The 16111-nt window shown below is 51.6% G+C and carries 14 protein-coding genes; 11 read left to right on the top strand and 3 right to left on the bottom strand.

Annotated elements, in window-relative coordinates; all coding sequences use genetic code 11:
* Positions 1-99 precede the first annotated feature (99 nt).
* Entirely contained in the window at positions 100-573 is a 474-nt protein-coding gene (gene yedD / locus NR302_RS11445) for a lipoprotein YedD (protein WP_258143504.1), read from the top strand.
* Between the two features lie 135 nt (positions 574-708).
* On the opposite strand, the gene fliT is transcribed toward yedD, so the two are convergent.
* From fliT to fliD, 3 genes are read right to left on the bottom strand one after another with little or no spacing between them, the layout of a single operon-like run.
* On the bottom strand, positions 709-1062 hold the full coding sequence (gene fliT, locus NR302_RS11440) for a flagella biosynthesis regulatory protein FliT (protein ID WP_008105357.1): 354 nt from the start codon (positions 1060-1062) through the stop codon (positions 709-711).
* A complete protein-coding gene (gene fliS, locus NR302_RS11435) occupies positions 1062-1469 on the bottom strand; it encodes a flagellar export chaperone FliS (RefSeq protein WP_258143503.1) in 408 nt (135 codons plus the stop codon). The genes fliT and fliS overlap by 1 nt, the downstream gene beginning before the upstream one ends.
* Positions 1470-1481: 12 nt before the next feature.
* The gene (gene fliD, locus NR302_RS11430; protein ID WP_258143502.1) at positions 1482-2909 is read right to left on the bottom strand and encodes a flagellar filament capping protein FliD; all 1428 of its coding nucleotides are present in this window, start codon (positions 2907-2909) and stop codon (positions 1482-1484) included.
* Positions 2910-3245: 336 nt separating this feature from the next.
* Here fliD and NR302_RS11425 point away from each other — a divergent pair, with 336 nt between their 5' ends.
* The 10 genes from NR302_RS11425 to NR302_RS11380 all read left to right on the top strand — a co-directional run bounded on the left by NR302_RS11425 (position 3246) and on the right by NR302_RS11380 (position 15767).
* Positions 3246-4529, top strand: a complete 1284-nt coding sequence (locus NR302_RS11425; protein ID WP_258143501.1) for a FliC/FljB family flagellin — start codon at positions 3246-3248, stop codon at positions 4527-4529.
* A 216-nt stretch (positions 4530-4745) separates the two neighbouring features.
* Entirely contained in the window at positions 4746-8270 is a 3525-nt protein-coding gene (locus NR302_RS11420) for a glycosyltransferase (RefSeq protein WP_258143500.1), read from the top strand.
* Positions 8271-8488: 218 nt separating this feature from the next.
* Entirely contained in the window at positions 8489-9457 is a 969-nt protein-coding gene (locus NR302_RS11415; protein ID WP_258143499.1) for an HNH endonuclease signature motif containing protein, read from the top strand.
* A gap of 143 nt (positions 9458-9600) precedes the next feature.
* Entirely contained in the window at positions 9601-10323 is a 723-nt protein-coding gene (locus NR302_RS11410) for an RNA polymerase sigma factor FliA (RefSeq protein ID WP_007891379.1), read from the top strand.
* Positions 10324-10374: 51 nt separating this feature from the next.
* The gene (gene fliZ, locus NR302_RS11405; RefSeq protein ID WP_007891377.1) at positions 10375-10878 is read left to right on the top strand and encodes a flagella biosynthesis regulatory protein FliZ; all 504 of its coding nucleotides are present in this window, start codon (positions 10375-10377) and stop codon (positions 10876-10878) included.
* Between the two features lie 131 nt (positions 10879-11009).
* A complete protein-coding gene (locus NR302_RS11400) occupies positions 11010-11996 on the top strand; it encodes a D-cysteine desulfhydrase (protein ID WP_258143498.1) in 987 nt (328 codons plus the stop codon).
* Between the two features lie 107 nt (positions 11997-12103).
* The gene (tcyJ, locus tag NR302_RS11395; protein ID WP_258143497.1) at positions 12104-12904 is read left to right on the top strand and encodes a cystine ABC transporter substrate-binding protein; all 801 of its coding nucleotides are present in this window, start codon (positions 12104-12106) and stop codon (positions 12902-12904) included.
* Positions 12904-13572, top strand: a complete 669-nt coding sequence (gene tcyL / locus NR302_RS11390; RefSeq protein WP_008105335.1) for a cystine ABC transporter permease — start codon at positions 12904-12906, stop codon at positions 13570-13572. The genes tcyJ and tcyL overlap by 1 nt, the downstream gene beginning before the upstream one ends.
* On the top strand, positions 13569-14321 hold the full coding sequence (gene tcyN, locus NR302_RS11385; protein ID WP_258143496.1) for an L-cystine ABC transporter ATP-binding protein TcyN: 753 nt from the start codon (positions 13569-13571) through the stop codon (positions 14319-14321). The genes tcyL and tcyN overlap by 4 nt, the downstream gene beginning before the upstream one ends.
* Before the next feature lie 357 nt (positions 14322-14678).
* Complete coding sequence (locus NR302_RS11380) at positions 14679-15767, top strand: acyltransferase family protein (protein ID WP_258143495.1); 1089 nt, start codon at positions 14679-14681, stop codon at positions 15765-15767.
* The last annotated feature ends 344 nt before the right edge of the window (positions 15768-16111 follow it).

The raw sequence follows: 16111 nt of genomic DNA, 5'->3' as shown, positions 1-16111 counted from the left end.
CAGCTTGAGGAAAATCATGCGGCGCGCAGCAGATACCTTGCGCAACGGATGGGAAAAATTATAACGTAGCCGCCATTGATGCGAGTGTAGGGACCGAGAATGAAAAAGTGGATGATAGTGGCCGCGCTGGCGCTGAGTGGCTGTGCGCAGATCAGCAATTATGACCAGGCCGTAAAAACCCCGGCGCCGCTGGAGCTCAAAGGCAACTGGCAAACCGTGGGCCCGCAGAGCAAGCTGATCAGCAAGCAAGCGATGGGCAGCCTGATTATCGGTGCCGAAGGCGATACGCTGGATTGCCGTCAGTGGCAGCGTGTGATTGCCAAGCCAGGCAAATTAACCCGTCTGGGCGATGACTGGGTTAACGTGACGCGCCAGGTGCGCGTGATGCCGTTGGTGCTGGAAAACGGTGAGCTGCGTTACGATGGGTTAAGACTGCGTAAAGTGGATCGTCCAACCGTTGAGTGTCAGCAGGCGCTGGTAGAAGTGGCGAAGCGTCCGAACGAGGCGGTGATTCAGGATATCGAGCCGGAGATGATGCGCCCGGTTACTGTGTCGTCTGCATCCGCTCAGTAATTCCCAGGTCGCCATAAATGGCGACCCTACATATTCTGCCCGTAGGGTCGCCATTTATGGCGACCTGGAAATCGGAAAAAAAACGGGTGAGAAGATATCTTCCCACCCGTTTTTCATTCAGTTCATCGCAACGAATCAACCCTGCGGCAAATACACACTACCTTGCTTACCATACGCACTCATCACCGATTTCTGCATCGATGACTGGCCCACCAGCTGCGTCAATTCATCCATACGTAACTGGAGCAGACGTTTCACTTCGCTCTCATTATCGAGAATATGGCGTAACACCGGACGCAACTGCTCTTGCAGCTGGCGCGACGGTGCGGCGGCTTCGGTTGATTGCGCCAGTCTTTGCACCGCACTGACATAGTCCACTTCCTTGGTAATCAAATCATCCCATTCGCCGTCTGCTGCCAAACGCAGCATTCCGTGGCTGAGGTCGAGTAACTGTTGGTAAACGGTGACAAGTGACGGTGCAATATTCATTAAACGGCGTCCTGAAGGTGTTGAGGTTGTACGACTTCTTTCCAGGCATCAGCGATATTGCGCAGAAGACCTTCAACTTCTTCGAGGGCTTCGACATCATTACGCAGATTAGCCTGAACCAGACGACGAACCATATAGGAATAGAGCCCTATCAGGTTGTCGGTCAGGTCATCGCCTGATTGCTCATCGAGGCCCTGCTTGAGTCCGCCCTCGATGATGTTAATGGCCTTGGAAATCGAGTTACCTTTTCCCTGGATATTGTTGTCCTGCATAAACAGGCGGGCGCGGACCAGTGCGCTGATCGCACCGTCAAACAGCAAGGTAATCAGCTGCTGTTGATTGGCGCTCATTACTGAGCTTTCCACCCCGATTTTTGCGTAGGCTTGTGTGCCGTTAGCGCTGTACATGGTCATTCCCTATTAGGATGAGCTGCTAGAGCTTGAGCTGCTTGATGACTCGAACTGCTGCGTCAGATAGCTACTGGTCTGGTTCAACGAACTCATCAGAACATCAAGCTGAGTGAATTGGGTTTTATAGCGCGCTACCATGTTGTCGATACGCGTGCTCATGGTGTTGTACTGATCGGTCAGGTCATTCAGCGTTTTACTTACGCCGTCAGTGGCGGCCTGCACGATACCGGTGCTGGAGAGCCAACCGGTGAGATTGGTGGCGATGGTGGTGGTGATGCCGGTGGTTTTACCGTCGCCCACAATCATTTCTTTCACACCATCCGCGTCGCTGCTCAGCGCGGTTTCCAGCTTATCGGAATCCAGCTCCAGCGAACCGGTGGTTGGGTCGGTGGTGATACCGATCTGCGCCAGCGATTTATAAGTAGAAGAACTCTGCGCATTGGTCAGCATGCTTTTCAGCTGTGTCTGGATGGTGCGCAGGGTGCTGTCACCTAACAGCGCGCCGTTGCTGGAGTCCTGCGCAGAGGCGCCGGTATCTACCGCAGTGTATTTGGTCAGCGTGTTGAACTGGTCCAGCAAGGTGTTGTAAGCGTTAACCCAGGTCGTAATCGCGCTTTCCGCTTTCGACGTATCTTTGGTGATGGTCAGCGTCTGGTTGCCGGTGGTGGTGTCGTTAAGATTGAGCGTAATACCTTCCAGCGCATCGCTGATGGTGTTGCTGCTGTTCTCAATTTCAACGTTATTCACGGTTAGCTTGGCATTCTGCGCAGTAACGCTTTCAGTCATCGCATTGCTGCTTGCAGACGCGTCATAGCCGACGATGCCTTGCAGCGTGTCATCACCGGTTACGGCAATTTTGCTCACCGCGTTATCACTGCCGGTTTCGCTTGAAGTCAGCGATAAACGGTAGCTGCCATCGCCTACTTTAATAATGGTGGCGCTCACGCCTGCATCAGCGCCGTTGATGGCATCACGCATACCGGTCAGTGAAGTTTGATCACTGGTCAGGGAGATGTCTTTGCTGGTGCCATCTTTCAGGGTGATTGACAAGGTGCGGCTGCTGGCGGATGAATCGCCCAGTGCCGTGGTGTTGCTGGTCTGCACAGCGGAAGTCAGCGTTTGCGCCTGCGCCAGCTGTGAAACGCTAATAGTGTATTTTCCGGCAACCACGGTACCTGAAGTGGTGGCACTAAACGCGCTTGAGCTGCTGCTTGCGGATGTCGCGCTAAACAGATCGGCACTGTTTAAGGCGGTGTTAGCGGTCTGGAAAGTCGAAAGTGAGCTTTTCAGCGTAGCGTAGGCGCTCAATTTGGCGGTGTAGGCCGTCTGCTGATTAGAGATGGGCGTTAATGACGCTTTCTCAGCAGTGGTCAGGTTATCAAGGATGGTACTTAAGTCGAGGCCAGAACCGATACCCAGCGTAGAGATACTTGCCATGTTGTTTCCTTTAAGTGGTCGACACGGAGTTTGAATACCCGGGTTATCGGCGTGGAATGGGCAAAGTTTAAAATTAATTATCAGAGAGTGATGAAGTGAATAGCGTATATAGAGAAGGGTATTTCTGGCGCTAGAAAAAATGATTAAAACGCTAAAGAAGTGTGCAGAGAGGGCGATAAAGATAAGCGTGACAGGTTGAAGGGAAAAATTTTCACCTGGTCCTAAAAAAAATCTAAAGGTTGTTTAAGGGCAGACGATAACAACATTGACGGCGCTGAAGCCGGCGGGTTGAAGCCCACACCTTAACCGAAAGACTTGATTAACAGGAAAATTATCATGGCCCAAGTCATTAATACCAACAGCCTCTCGCTGATCACTCAGAACAACATCAACAAGAACCAGTCTGCTCTGTCTACCTCTATCGAGCGTCTGTCTTCTGGTCTTCGTATTAACAGCGCTAAAGATGACGCAGCGGGCCAGGCAATTGCCAACCGCTTCACTTCTAACATCAACGGCCTGACTCAGGCAGCGCGTAACGCTAACGACGGTATCTCTGCAGCGCAGACTACTGAAGGCGCACTGTCAGAAATCAACAACAACTTACAGCGTATCCGTGAACTGACTGTACAGTCTCAGAACGGTACTAACTCAGATTCTGACCTGTCTTCAATCCAGGACGAAATCAAATCACGTCTGGACGAAATTGACCGCGTATCAGGTCAGACTCAGTTCAACGGCGTGAACGTGCTGGCAAAAGACGGCGCAATGAAAATCCAGGTTGGTTCTAACGATGGCGAAACCATCACTATCGACCTGCAGAAAATTGACTCTTCAACTCTGGGTCTGAAAGGCTTCTCTGTTGACGGTAATTCACTGAAACTCAGCGATACCATCACCAAAGTTGGCGATGCTTCTACTGGTGCAATGGCTGACGTTGATCTGGCCGCTGTTGCAAGTGGCTTGGGTGTTGATGCAAGCGGCCTGTCACTGCATAACGTACTGACTTCTGGCGGCGCAGCAACAGCTGACTATGTTGTTACTTCTGGCAGCGATAACTACTCTGTATCTGTTGGTTCAGGCGGCGTTGTTACTCTGAACACCACTGATGTGTCTTACACCGATACCGACAACGGTGTAACTTCTGGCGAAATGTCAGGCAAGTTCATTAAAGTGGGCAGCGATTCAACTGGCGGCGCAGTTGGTTTCGTTACCGTTCAAGGTAAAGATTACAAAACTGACTCAGGCGCTATCGCTAACGGCGGTGACTCCACTACTACCGGCACCACTGATATCGCTGACATCGCTGACTCTGCTAACGCCAACGTGTTCAGCGGTTCTTCAACCAATGACCCACTGGCTCTGTTGGACAAAGCTATCGCGTCTGTTGATAAATTCCGTTCAAGCCTGGGTGCGGTGCAGAACCGTCTGGACTCTGCAATCACCAACCTGAACAACACTACTACTAACCTGTCTGAAGCACAGTCTCGTATTCAGGATGCTGACTACGCCACTGAAGTTTCAAACATGTCTAAAGCACAGATCATCCAGCAGGCGGGTAACTCAGTGTTGGCTAAAGCTAACCAGGTTCCACAGCAGGTTCTGTCTCTGCTGCAGGGTTAATCGCTCTAAGCATTTCGCTTATCAAACCCCGCTTCGGCGGGGTTTTTTTATGGCCATTTTCTGCGTGGTTTATCTGCAAGTTGATATAACGGATTAGCCGTCATTTCCCCCCCTGCTTAAGCGATTGAATAACGCCGTTATGGCTATGCTAAAGCAAAATTTTATGCGTTCTGAGCCAGAGGTTTTTAGCTCAGATCTACTGGGAGAATGACCCGCATGACTCAGCCCGACCTGGTTAGTATTATCCTGACTGCACAAATACCGACGTGGTTTATCACCGCATTGGAAAGTACGCTGGCACAAACCTATCCACATTGTGAAATTGTTATTGCTGACAGCGGTGGCGATAAATTTATTCCTGATCTGTTAGCGCCTTATATCAATCAGTCGGGTCATCAAATTCGCCATTTGACCTTCGATAAAAACGACAAGGGCATATTTGAATCTGCAATCCGTGAGACGCGTGGAAAATACATTAAGTTTGTCTCTGACGCAGAAATTCTTGAGCCTTCATGCGTTGCTACTTTGGTTTCAGGTCTTGAAGCGAAAAAGCAGTGCCGTGTTGCTTTATCGAAACGTCGACGTATTGATCCTAAAGGTGAAATGCTGCCCGATCTGATTTCGACATGTGCATTGGTTGATAGCAAAAGCATTATCAAAGGGCGTGATTTACTGCGTACGCAGAGTCGGGTCAGTCATAGCTTGCTCGGCGAAATGACCGCATCGTTATTGTATCGTGATGATGTCATCGCCTTGATGCCGGACGAAAAGCCGCTGTTCGTGATAAATAATGAACCTGTAACAGGCGTTGAGGGGATGCTGTTATACAGCAAACTCTTAGCCAATACCGATGTGGTCTGGTTCCCGGAAGCCTTGTGTTCAGTGCGTGCTTCAGAAGTGTATAAGCAACCTCATCAACGCGATAGCGATGAGGCCATCAAAAAAGCCCGTGATATTGTGCTCAATGCTATTCGCGCTGAAGCCTGGTACAGCGACTATAATGCGAACGAAGTCCGCGTGGCGCCATTTGATCAGCCGGAAAAATTTGTTGCCAGGAATCTGATTAGCCATCAATACCACTATTTAAATCTGAACCGACTGGAGTGGTGGAATCGCGTACGCAAACTGGCACCGTTCCAGGAGAAACGTCTACAACAACAGGCTGTTGAAAACCCTGAGATCGTGCGTGTCGTGGTCATCATTAACGTCGCTGAGGAGAGTGCAAATCAGGTTGAGCAAACCCTGACCTCGCTTGCTCACCAAAGCGTAACTACGATGCAGCTCACGCCAATTCTCATCGGTGCTGTTGAGAATATTCCGGATGGAGTTGAGAAGTATTCGACGGCAACCGAAAGTCGCATTGATATTATTAATCGATTGATTGTTGAGCGGGATGATCAATGGTTTATCTTTATTGACGCAGGCAGCTATTTCATGCCGTCGGGTTTAATCGCTCTCTCAACCACATTACCGCAGGCAGGACCTTTGCTGGCTATCTATGCCGATGAATATTTCTACATGGGAGACGATCCCTCTGGGGTTATTTTCCGCCCTGATTTAAATCTTGATTTGCTGCTGAGTTCTCCAAAAACAATGGCTCAGCATTGGCTGTTTCGCCGGGAATTACTAATAGCAGCCGAAGGGTTTGATAAACAATATTCTGCTTCAGCTGAATTTGATCTAATTGTTAAAATGCTGGAATCCCAGGGACTAAATTGTGCCGGGCATCTGGCGGAACCGCTATTAACTTCGCGTATGAAAAATCGCGCCATTGTTGAAGATGCGGCAATTATTGAACGTCATCTTCATAATCGTGGATATCCAGAAGCCCAAATTGCTTTAGACAGTTTTTATAACTATCGATTACGTTATCAGCATGCGGCTAAGCCGAAAGTCTCGATCGCTATTCTGGCTAACTGGCATCTACCTTCGTTGATTACCTCGGTCACAACCATTCTCGAGAAAACCAGTTACCTGAACTACGAGTTGTTAATAGTGGCTGACGGACAGCGCTCAGCAGAGCGTGATAACTGGCTGGCGACGCTGGCCAATGTGGATCCACAGCGCATTCGGATTCTGGATTATCCAGATACGTTTAATCATGGCGCGATGGGTAACCTGGCCGCATTGCACGCTCAGGGGGAATACCTGGCGTTTATGCATTGTGAGTTAGCGATAACTGATGGTGAGTGGCTGGATAATTTATTAAATCATGCTTTACGTCCTGAAGTGGCAGTGGTGGGTGGTAAGCAGCTCTCATCGGATAATAAAGTGCGGCATGCTGGTTATATATTGGGCATGAATGGCGCGGCGGGTGAAGTATTCCGTGGCCTGGAAGATAATCAACCGAGTTATTTAGGCCGCTTAAGTCTGGATCAAAACTACAGCGCCGTATCAGGTGATTTTATGCTGGTACGTAGATCGGTGTTTGAAGTCCTTAACGGATTTGACGCCGATCAACCCTTGTATGGCGATGTCGATTTCTGCCTGCGTGCCCGCAATGAAGGTTATATGACGGTATGGACACCTTATGCCAGAATACATCGCCCCGCAGCACGTCAAAATCCATTCCCGGGTGAAACCGTACACAGTTCCAGCCAACTTAAACAGCTGGAAGAGGACAAACTTTATCAACGCTGGATGCCGCTGATTGCTAACGATCCCGCATTTAACGCGAATTTGTCTTTGAAAAGCCGTCATTTCGATATGTCGAGCGAAAGCGAAATAACCTGGCGTCCAGCACAGCGCGAAAATCTACCGGTATTCCTTGCGCACAACGCGGATATTTCCGGCTGTGGTTATTACCGCATCATGAAACCATTAGAAGCGATGTTGAATGAGGGTGTAGCAGAAGGCTATCATGGTATGACGCTATTAACACTTAGCGAGCTGGGACAATTTAAGCCTGATAGTCTGATTATTCAACGCCGCTATTCAGCAGCATTCCATAACTGGATTGAACGTACCGGTAAGCTGCACGATCTATTTAAAGTTTTCGAACTTGACGATTATATTCTTAACGTGCCGATGAAACATTATCGTCGCACCAGTTTTAAGCAAGAAACCACCGGCTTGATGCGTAAGAGTCTCAGCTATTTTGATCGTTTTGTTGTTTCAACCGAACCTTTAGCGGAAGCCATGCACGATATGCACCCGAATATTGTGGTGGTTAAAAACCGTTTGCCAGTGGATATCTGGGGGCAGTTGCAGAGTCTGCGCAATCAGGGTCGCAAACCGCGTGTGGGCTGGGCGGGGGGTTCCAGCCATCGCGGTGATCTGGAAATGATTGCTGATGTGGTTAAGGAGTTCACCAACGAGGTTGAGTGGGTATTCATGGGCATGTGTCCGGAAAAACTGCGCCCCTATGTCCATGAAGTACATTATGGCGTGGATATCAGTCTTTATCCTGAAACCCTCGCCGCATTAAATCTCGATCTTGCCTTAGCTCCGGTAGAAGATAATATCTTCAACGCCTGTAAGAGTAACTTGCGTCTTATGGAATACGGTGCATGCGGCATTCCGGTGATTTGTAGTGACGTGGCGTGTTATCGCGGTGACGATTTGCCCGTCACTCGTATCAGTAACCGCTTTATTGATTGGCGCGATGCCATTCGTATGCATTTAGCCGATCCTGACGCAAGCGCACGTATGGGCGAAGCATTGCAAGCAGCGGTTCGCCGCGACTGGATGTTAACCGGTGATAACGTGCGCGAATGGGCAAAAGCCTGGAGCGCAAATTAACCACTGAAATGGCCCCCTGTGCTGCAGGGGATACATCCTCATAGGTGAATCCTGCTGAATTAATACAAATCGTCTGATTTCCTTTCAGACGATTTGCCCTTGCTCCCTACATCCTCAGAAAAGTAACCGCCTTGTTACAGTCCGCCCCCAAATTGCCGATAACTCCCTTCAGAATCATTCCAATTTTTGAACCACATTTTTCCGTTTCTGGGGTGTCTATGCGCTTCAATTATGACTTGTTACCGGGTGAGCTGCTGACCTTCGAAGAGATTGCCCTGCGCTACACGCAGCAGCATCCCGACGAGAAAGAGCTCACCGCACGCGGGTTGCTGAGCCCGTCGACCAGCTTTCGCAATTTGGTGATCCGCGCGCTATTCGCGCAGGAGGAGATTAACAGCCCGATCGAAGATCTGCTGTTTGTCTCGGACGACAACGAGCGCAAAAACTATCTGCGCCGCTTCGAGCACTACCTGAAAAACCAGCAGGCGTTTCTCTACTTTCGTCGTAACGATGAAGCGCGCAAAGAGGGGCGCTGGAAAGTGGTGGGCGAAACACAGGTGTTTGCCATGCTCGATCCCAACTCGGCGGCGGCGCAGAATCTGCTCAACAGCCGCGGCTTTAAGCTGGTGCTGATGCGTCAGACGGAGGAAGAGGAGTATTGGCAGCTGTTTGATGCGCAGGCACATCCGTGCTTCCCGCTGTCGCGCAAAATCCAGTTCCTGGTGGTGCTGAGCACGCCGCAATACAAAGTGCCGAGCGGCGTGATGCCCGGCACCGAAGTGGGACGACGCGTGAAAGCCAAAGTGCTGCAGCGCACCAGCCAGGCGGAGTTCACCTTGGCAGTGAAAGCGCGCTACGGCGCCTGCATTATCACCGGCACGCAGTTAACCGAACGTCACAGCTGGCCGTGGGTGGAAGCTTGCTATATCGACACGCAAGAGAATGAAGAGGGTTTTCTGGCGGATAACAGCGCAGATAACGGCTTATTCCTGCGCAGCGACCTGCAGCGGCTGTTTATCAACAAAATGATAAGCATCAACGCGGAAACCGGCCAGGTGATTTTTAATCCTGCGCTGGAAACTGAAGCGTTGATTACCCCTTTTTATCAGGCACTTGAGGGCAAAGTTTGCGCATTATGGGACGCGGTGCCGCCTGGCACGCGGGAAAGACTGCGTAATATGCGCTAACGCCCGCGCGGATGGCGGTGCGATCCACCGCCATCCATAACAAATTTGAAATAACCTCGCTTTTGCCCGCCTATTCTGCCAATCAAAACCCCTACAGAATTGGATAATCATGCCGATAACTTTACTAACGCAGGGTAGTCAACGTGAACGATCTCTATACCGCCGATGGCGTGATGGATAAACATTCGCTCTGGCAGCGCTACGTTCCTCTGGTGCGGCATGAAGCGTTGCGCCTACAGGTACGTTTGCCAGCCAGCGTTGAGCTTGACGATCTGCTGCAGGCCGGTGGCATTGGATTATTAAATGCCGTGGAGCGCTACGATGCGCTACAGGGCACCGCCTTTACCACCTACGCCGTGCAGCGTATCCGGGGAGCAATGCTGGATGAACTGCGCAGTCGCGACTGGGCACCACGCAGCGTACGCAGAAATGCGCGCGAAGTAGCAGGTGCCATGCATCAGGTAGAACAAGCGTTGGGGCGCTCGGCTACTGAGCAGGAAGTGGCTGAGCGACTGAATGTTTCGCTGGAGGAGTATCGGCAGATTCTGCTCGATACCAACAACAGCCAACTCTTCTCCTACGACGAGTATCGGGAAGAACACGGCGACAGTGCGGAGCTGGTGACGGAGGGGCATGAGGAAGCCAACCCGCTTCATCAGTTGTTGGAAGGAAACCTACGTGACCGCGTAATTGAAGCGATTGAGGCGTTGCCTGAACGTGAAAAACTCGTGCTCACACTGTACTACCAGGAAGAACTGAACCTGAAGGAGATTGGCGCGGTGCTGGAAGTGGGGGAATCCCGCGTCAGCCAACTGCACAGTCAGGCGATCAAACGCCTGCGTGCCCGATTATCGGGGGCGCGCTAACAGACTCAGTTCCTGGCGATCGAAAAAAACAATAAAACCGGGGACTCAGCAATGGGAGCCAAAGTTAAAGCCAGACCTTTAAGTCGCTATCTTAAAGACTATAAGCACAGCCAAAGCAATTGTTCACACTGTGGCAAAGTTTTAGATCGTATGGCGTTAGTCTTTCGCGGCCAGATCATCAATAAAGAGGCCATCGCACGCATGGACCAAATGATTGACGATCAGGTGTGGATGAAACTCCAGCCAGAATTGACCGCCTTGTGTCGTTTCTGCAGCGATATTTTCTGTAATACCCATCCGAATTACTTCGACATTATGGCGTTTAAGCAATACCTGTTTGAGCAGACGGAGATGAGCCACAGTACCATACGTGAGTATGTGGTACGTTTGCGTCGGCTTGATGACATGCTGAAGGCGAAAAATTTCCCGGCCGATCGTTTACGGGGCAATAGCTGGCATGAGTGTCTGGAGAACGATCTGCCTGATGCGGGTAATAACAATTACCGCATCGCACTGCGCAAATATGACCAGTTTTTAGGCTGGCAGCAGGGCTGATGGTGAATCCACCCTTGTTGTTGTCGAGCATGACAGCAACAAGGGCAGCATGCGGTGAATTCCGGGTGCGACTTTTCTCATCTTCTGCAACACTGTATGGATAACTGCACATTGCCCGAATGGAGGCTGCATTGTCCTTACATCTTCTGCACCAGTTCCCACGTCTTGAATTACTCGGTGCACCTACGCCGCTTGAGCATTTGCCACGGCTTTCTGACTATCTTGGTCGCGATATCTTTATTAAGCGCGATGACTTCACGCCAGTAGCTCTCGGCGGCAATAAACTGCGTAAACTCGAATTTCTGGCTGCGGATGCGCTGCGTGAAGGCGCGAATGTGCTGCTGACGGCGGGCGCGATTCAATCTAACCACGTGCGTCAAACTGCAGCCGTGGCCGCGAAGCTCGGCCTGAAGTGCGTGGCGCTGCTGGAAAACCCGATTGGCACCACAGCAGAAAACTACCTCAGCAACGGCAACCGTTTGTTGCTCGATTTGATGGATGTGGAAATCGTCATGGTCGATGCGCTGCACAATCCCACTGAACAGCTGGCCGCCCAAGCCGAACACCTCGAAGCACAGGGATTCCGTCCGTACATTGTGCCGGTTGGCGGCTCCAATGCACTCGGTGCGCTCGGCTACGTTGAGTGCGCGCAGGAGATTGCCCATCAAAGTGAAGGCGTGGTGGATTTCGCTGCGGTGGTGGTGGCTTCCGGCAGCGCCGGCACGCACGCTGGTTTGGCGATTGGTCTGGAGCAGCTGCTGCCAGAAACCGAGCTGGTGGGCGTCACCGTGTCGCGCAAAGTCGAGGCGCAGTTGCCGGTGGTGGAGCGCATTCGTAGCGCGTTGGCTGAGCAGCTGGAAGTGCAGGCCAAAGCGCCGATCACCTTGTGGGATGATTACTTCGCGCCGCGTTACGGCGAGCCGAACGAAGAGGGCATGGCGGCGGTAAAACTGCTGGCGCGCCTGGAAGGTATCATGCTCGATCCGGTCTACACCGGCAAAGCGATGGCGGGATTAATCGATGGCATTGCGCAAAATCGCTTCCGTCGTGAAGGTCCGCTGCTGTTCGTACATACCGGTGGATCGCCGGCGTTATTTGCTTATCACCCTTCGATCTGAGACAGAACGTAAAAACGGTTTATAATCCGGCGGTTATTAAGAAGAGGTCGCCATGAATGGCGACCCTACAAAGCACACAACAACACATCACAATAAATGGGGTAAACATGATTTTCTCTCCTATTCGTCGCCAAATGGTGATGGGCATGATGGCGGTCGCGCTGGTTGCGGGCGTTAACGTTAAATCCTTCGCCGCCGAAGATTTGCTGGCAAAAGTGAAGAGTAAAGGCGAGCTGCGCGTCGGTCTGGAAGGCACTTATCCGCCGTTCAGCTTCCAGGACGAAAAAGGCCAGCTGACCGGTTTTGAAGTGGAATTCGCGCAGGAGCTGGCGAAACACCTCGGCGTGAAAGCCGATCTGCGTCCTACCAAATGGGATGGCATGCTGGCCTCGCTGGATTCCAAACGCATCGATGTGGTGATCAATCAGGTCACTATCTCGCCAGAGCGTAAGAAGAAGTATGACTTCTCCACGCCGTACACCATCTCTGGCGTGCAGGCGCTGACGCTGAAGAAAAATGCGGCCACCGTCACCAAGCCAGACGATCTGGCAGGCAAGAAAGTCGGCGTCGGCCTCGGCTCCAACTACGAGCAGTGGCTGAAAGATAACGTGCCGAAAGCCGATGTGCGTACCTATGATGATGACCCGACCAAATATCAGGATCTGCGTTCAGGCCGTTTAGACGCCATTCTGGTGGACCGCTTAGCGGCGCTGGATCTGGTGAAGAAAACCGGCGACACCATGGCGGTGGCTGGCCCGGCCTTCTCGCGTCTGGAATCGGGCGTGGCGCTGCGTAAAGGCAACGACGATCTGCTGAAAGCGATCGACTCTGTTATCGCGGACATGCAGAAAGATGGCTCGCTGAGCAAACTGTCTGAGAAATGGTTCGGCGCGGACGTCACTAAATAATGCAGGAAAGCTTACAACTGGTGCTGGATTCAGCACCATTTTTACTGAAAGGCGCGCTGTTCACGCTGCAGCTGAGTATCGGCGGGATGTTCTTCGGCCTGATACTCGGCTTCGTGCTGGCGCTGATGCGTCTGTCGCACTTCTGGCCGATCAACTGGCTGGCGCGCATCTACGTGTCGATTTTCCGTGGCACGCCGCTCATCGCTCAACTGTTTATGATCTATTACGGTCTGCCGCAGTTTGGTATTGAGCTGGATCCGATTCCGTCGGCGATGATTGGTCTGTCGCTGAATACCGCCGCTTACGCTTCTGAATCATTGCGTGGCGCGATTGCCTCGATTGAACGCGGGCAGTGGGAAGCCGCTGCCAGCATCGGCATGACGCCGTGGCAAACGCTGCGTCGCGTGATTCTGCCGCAGGCCGCGCGCACCGCGCTGCCGCCGCTGGGCAACAGCTTTATCAGCCTGGTGAAAGATACCTCGCTGGCCGCCACCATTCAGGTGCCGGAGCTGTTCCGCCAGGCGCAGCTGATCACCTCACGGACGCTGGAAGTGTTCACCATGTATCTGGCGGCCTCGCTGATTTACTGGGTGATGGCGACCGTGCTGTCGGCGTTGCAAAACCGCCTTGAAGCGCATGTGAATCGACAGGATCGGGAGGGCAAATGAGTGCAATTGAAGTCCGTCAGCTGGTGAAACAGTTTCACGGCCAGACGGTGCTGCACGGCATCGATCTCGACGTGGCGCCAGGCGAAGTGGTGGCAATTATCGGGCCGAGCGGCTCCGGTAAAACCACGCTGCTGCGCAGTATTAATCTGCTGGAAGTGCCGGAAAGCGGACGTATCAAAGTCGGTGATATCGCCATTGATGCGGCGCTCGGCCTCAATAAGCAGAAGCAGCTGGTGCGCCAGTTGCGTCAGCAGGTTGGCTTTGTGTTCCAGAACTTCAATCTGTTCCCGCACCGTTCGGTGCTGGAGAACATCATTGAAGGGCCGGTGATCGTTAAGGGCGAACCGAAGGCGGAAGCCATCGCGCGGGCGCGCAGTTTGCTGGAGAAAGTGGGATTGCACGGCAAGGAAGAGAGTTTCCCGCGTCGTCTTTCCGGCGGACAGCAGCAGCGTGTGGCGATTGCGCGCGCGCTGGCGATGCGTCCGGAAGTGATTCTGTTCGATGAGCCGACGTCGGCGCTTGATCCTGAACTGGTGGGCGAGGTGCTTAACACTATTCGCGCGCTGGCGCAGGAGAAACGCACCATGGTGATCGTCACCCATGAGATGAGCTTTGCGCGTGACGTCGCGGATCGCGCCATCTTTATGGATCAGGGACGCATCGTGGAGCAGGGCGCGGCAAAGAAGCTGTTCAGTAATCCGCAGCAGGCGCGTACCCGGCAATTTCTCGACAAGTTTTTGAACCAGTGATTTAAACGGCAGGTCACCCTAACTGGCGACCCTACAAGACCATGCGCATCCTGCACGTTACATCGTAGGGTGCGCATTCATGCGCACCGCTTAACCGCTCATCGATATTTCTACTCAATTGCAAGACTTTCAATAAAGAAATAACCGGTTTTAACTCATTATCTGCTGGTCTTTATCTCTCGGTTTTATCCTAAAGTTAATTTCATAATTAAATATAACGCAATGAATCTAATGATAAATTAACTTTCTCTCGCCTTAGTGCTTCCGAGATTTTTCTTATTAGGAAAGTCCTGATTGAGACATCTTTGTAAATATAAATAATTCTTTACAAATTCATGGCGCAATTAGGACATAGCAATGACGACTGCCAGGAAAGAGGTCCTCTGGATCAACACGCTCAAAGGGGGCTGCATTTTGATGGTGGTGTTACATCACTCCATCATCACCACGTTCGCGCCTTCGCTGCATCATCTCACCGCTGGACTGCTGCCAGCGCACTGGTGGGTGGCGTTTAACACCTATCTGTCGCCGCTGCGCATGCCGGCTTTCTTCTTTGTTTCCGGTTTGCTGGCCGCCAGCTCAATCATCAAAAAGAGCTGGAAAGAGGTGTTCACCAAGAAGTTCAGTAACATTGTTTATCTCTACCTGCTGTGGGGCGTGATTCAGTGGTTAAGCATTCACTACATCTCCACACATCTGGGTGAACGGCTTTCCAGCACCAAAAACGCCGCCTATGCCGACACGCCGTTTGAGTTCGTAAAACTGCTGATGACCTCAATGACCAGCCTGTGGTATCTCTACGCGCTGGCCGGATTCTTCCTGTTCACCAAGCTGTTCCACAAACAGAAGCTGGCCTTGATGGCGCTGGCGATTGTCGCCACCTACGCGGCGCAGTTCAGCCTGATTCCCGGCTGGGGACCTGCCAGCGTGGCGCAGAACTATCTCTACTTCCTGCTCGGCGTGTTCTTCAGCCAGGCGTTGATTGAGTTGAGCGAGCTGAAGCGTCAGCACTGGTTGATGCTGGGCGGCATTGCGTTGATTGGCCTGCTGCATCATGTTGGCGGCATCTACAAAAATCCGTTCTACAGCCTGCTAACCATCGTGTTTGGCATTGTGCTGTGCCGCTTCCTCAATGAACGATTCAATATGGCGTGGCTCAACTGGATTGGCCGCAACACGCTACAAATTTACGTGCTGCACCGCATCTTTATTGAGCTGCTGGGGCTGAGTGCGATCGTGCTGGCGGTGCATTATGGCTGGTTTGACAATACCGCTTTTAGCTGGGCATGGGCGCTGCTGATGCCAATTACCGGCGTTGCGTTGTGTACCAGTATTTCGCTGCTGGTGTGGACGCTGCTCAATCGTGGTCCGGGCCGCATGCTATTTCTCTATCCGCGCCTGTTGCGTAAATCTGCGCTCGAGAACAAAAGCGCACCGCAGCAATAATTTAATCGGGCCAGTTTGCTGGCCCTGATTATGTTTGTTGGTTGGTCGCCATTAATGGCGACCCTACAAATTCCTCGCTACCACAATGCAAATATTCACGCTTATCCATTTGCCACATTAAATAATTCTTTATTTAGGATTTGAATTTAATCTGGCATAAGAAAGGGTGGATTGTTCTTAATTTCCCTGCGCGACACCGCTCACACTTATTTTACTTAATAACCTTTTAGTGACTCTAATTAAGGCAAATTTCCTTAGCCTGCTCAGGGTTCTATTTTTGTCTGGATCTGTAAAGTATTGTTATATCAGGACCACAAAAAAACATTTAGGACTTTCGCTACATC

The organism is Pantoea sp. SOD02 (assembly GCF_024707505.1).
GTDB lineage: Bacteria > Pseudomonadota > Gammaproteobacteria > Enterobacterales > Enterobacteriaceae > Pantoea > Pantoea symbiotica.
This window is presented reverse-complemented; position numbering and strand designations above follow the sequence as displayed.

Coding starts and splice junctions, on each gene's coding strand:
- yedD (WP_258143504.1), top strand. CDS start 100: ATGAAAAAGTGGATGATAGTGGCCGCGCTGGCGCTGAGTGGCTGTGCG.
- fliT (WP_008105357.1), bottom strand. CDS start 1,062: ATGAATATTGCACCGTCACTTGTCACCGTTTACCAACAGTTACTCGAC.
- fliS (WP_258143503.1), bottom strand. CDS start 1,469: ATGTACAGCGCTAACGGCACACAAGCCTACGCAAAAATCGGGGTGGAA.
- fliD (WP_258143502.1), bottom strand. CDS start 2,909: ATGGCAAGTATCTCTACGCTGGGTATCGGTTCTGGCCTCGACTTAAGT.
- NR302_RS11425 (WP_258143501.1), top strand. CDS start 3,246: ATGGCCCAAGTCATTAATACCAACAGCCTCTCGCTGATCACTCAGAAC.
- NR302_RS11420 (WP_258143500.1), top strand. CDS start 4,746: ATGACTCAGCCCGACCTGGTTAGTATTATCCTGACTGCACAAATACCG.
- NR302_RS11415 (WP_258143499.1), top strand. CDS start 8,489: ATGCGCTTCAATTATGACTTGTTACCGGGTGAGCTGCTGACCTTCGAA.
- fliZ (WP_007891377.1), top strand. CDS start 10,375: ATGGGAGCCAAAGTTAAAGCCAGACCTTTAAGTCGCTATCTTAAAGAC.
- tcyJ (WP_258143497.1), top strand. CDS start 12,104: ATGATTTTCTCTCCTATTCGTCGCCAAATGGTGATGGGCATGATGGCG.
- tcyL (WP_008105335.1), top strand. CDS start 12,904: ATGCAGGAAAGCTTACAACTGGTGCTGGATTCAGCACCATTTTTACTG.
- tcyN (WP_258143496.1), top strand. CDS start 13,569: ATGAGTGCAATTGAAGTCCGTCAGCTGGTGAAACAGTTTCACGGCCAG.
- NR302_RS11380 (WP_258143495.1), top strand. CDS start 14,679: ATGACGACTGCCAGGAAAGAGGTCCTCTGGATCAACACGCTCAAAGGG.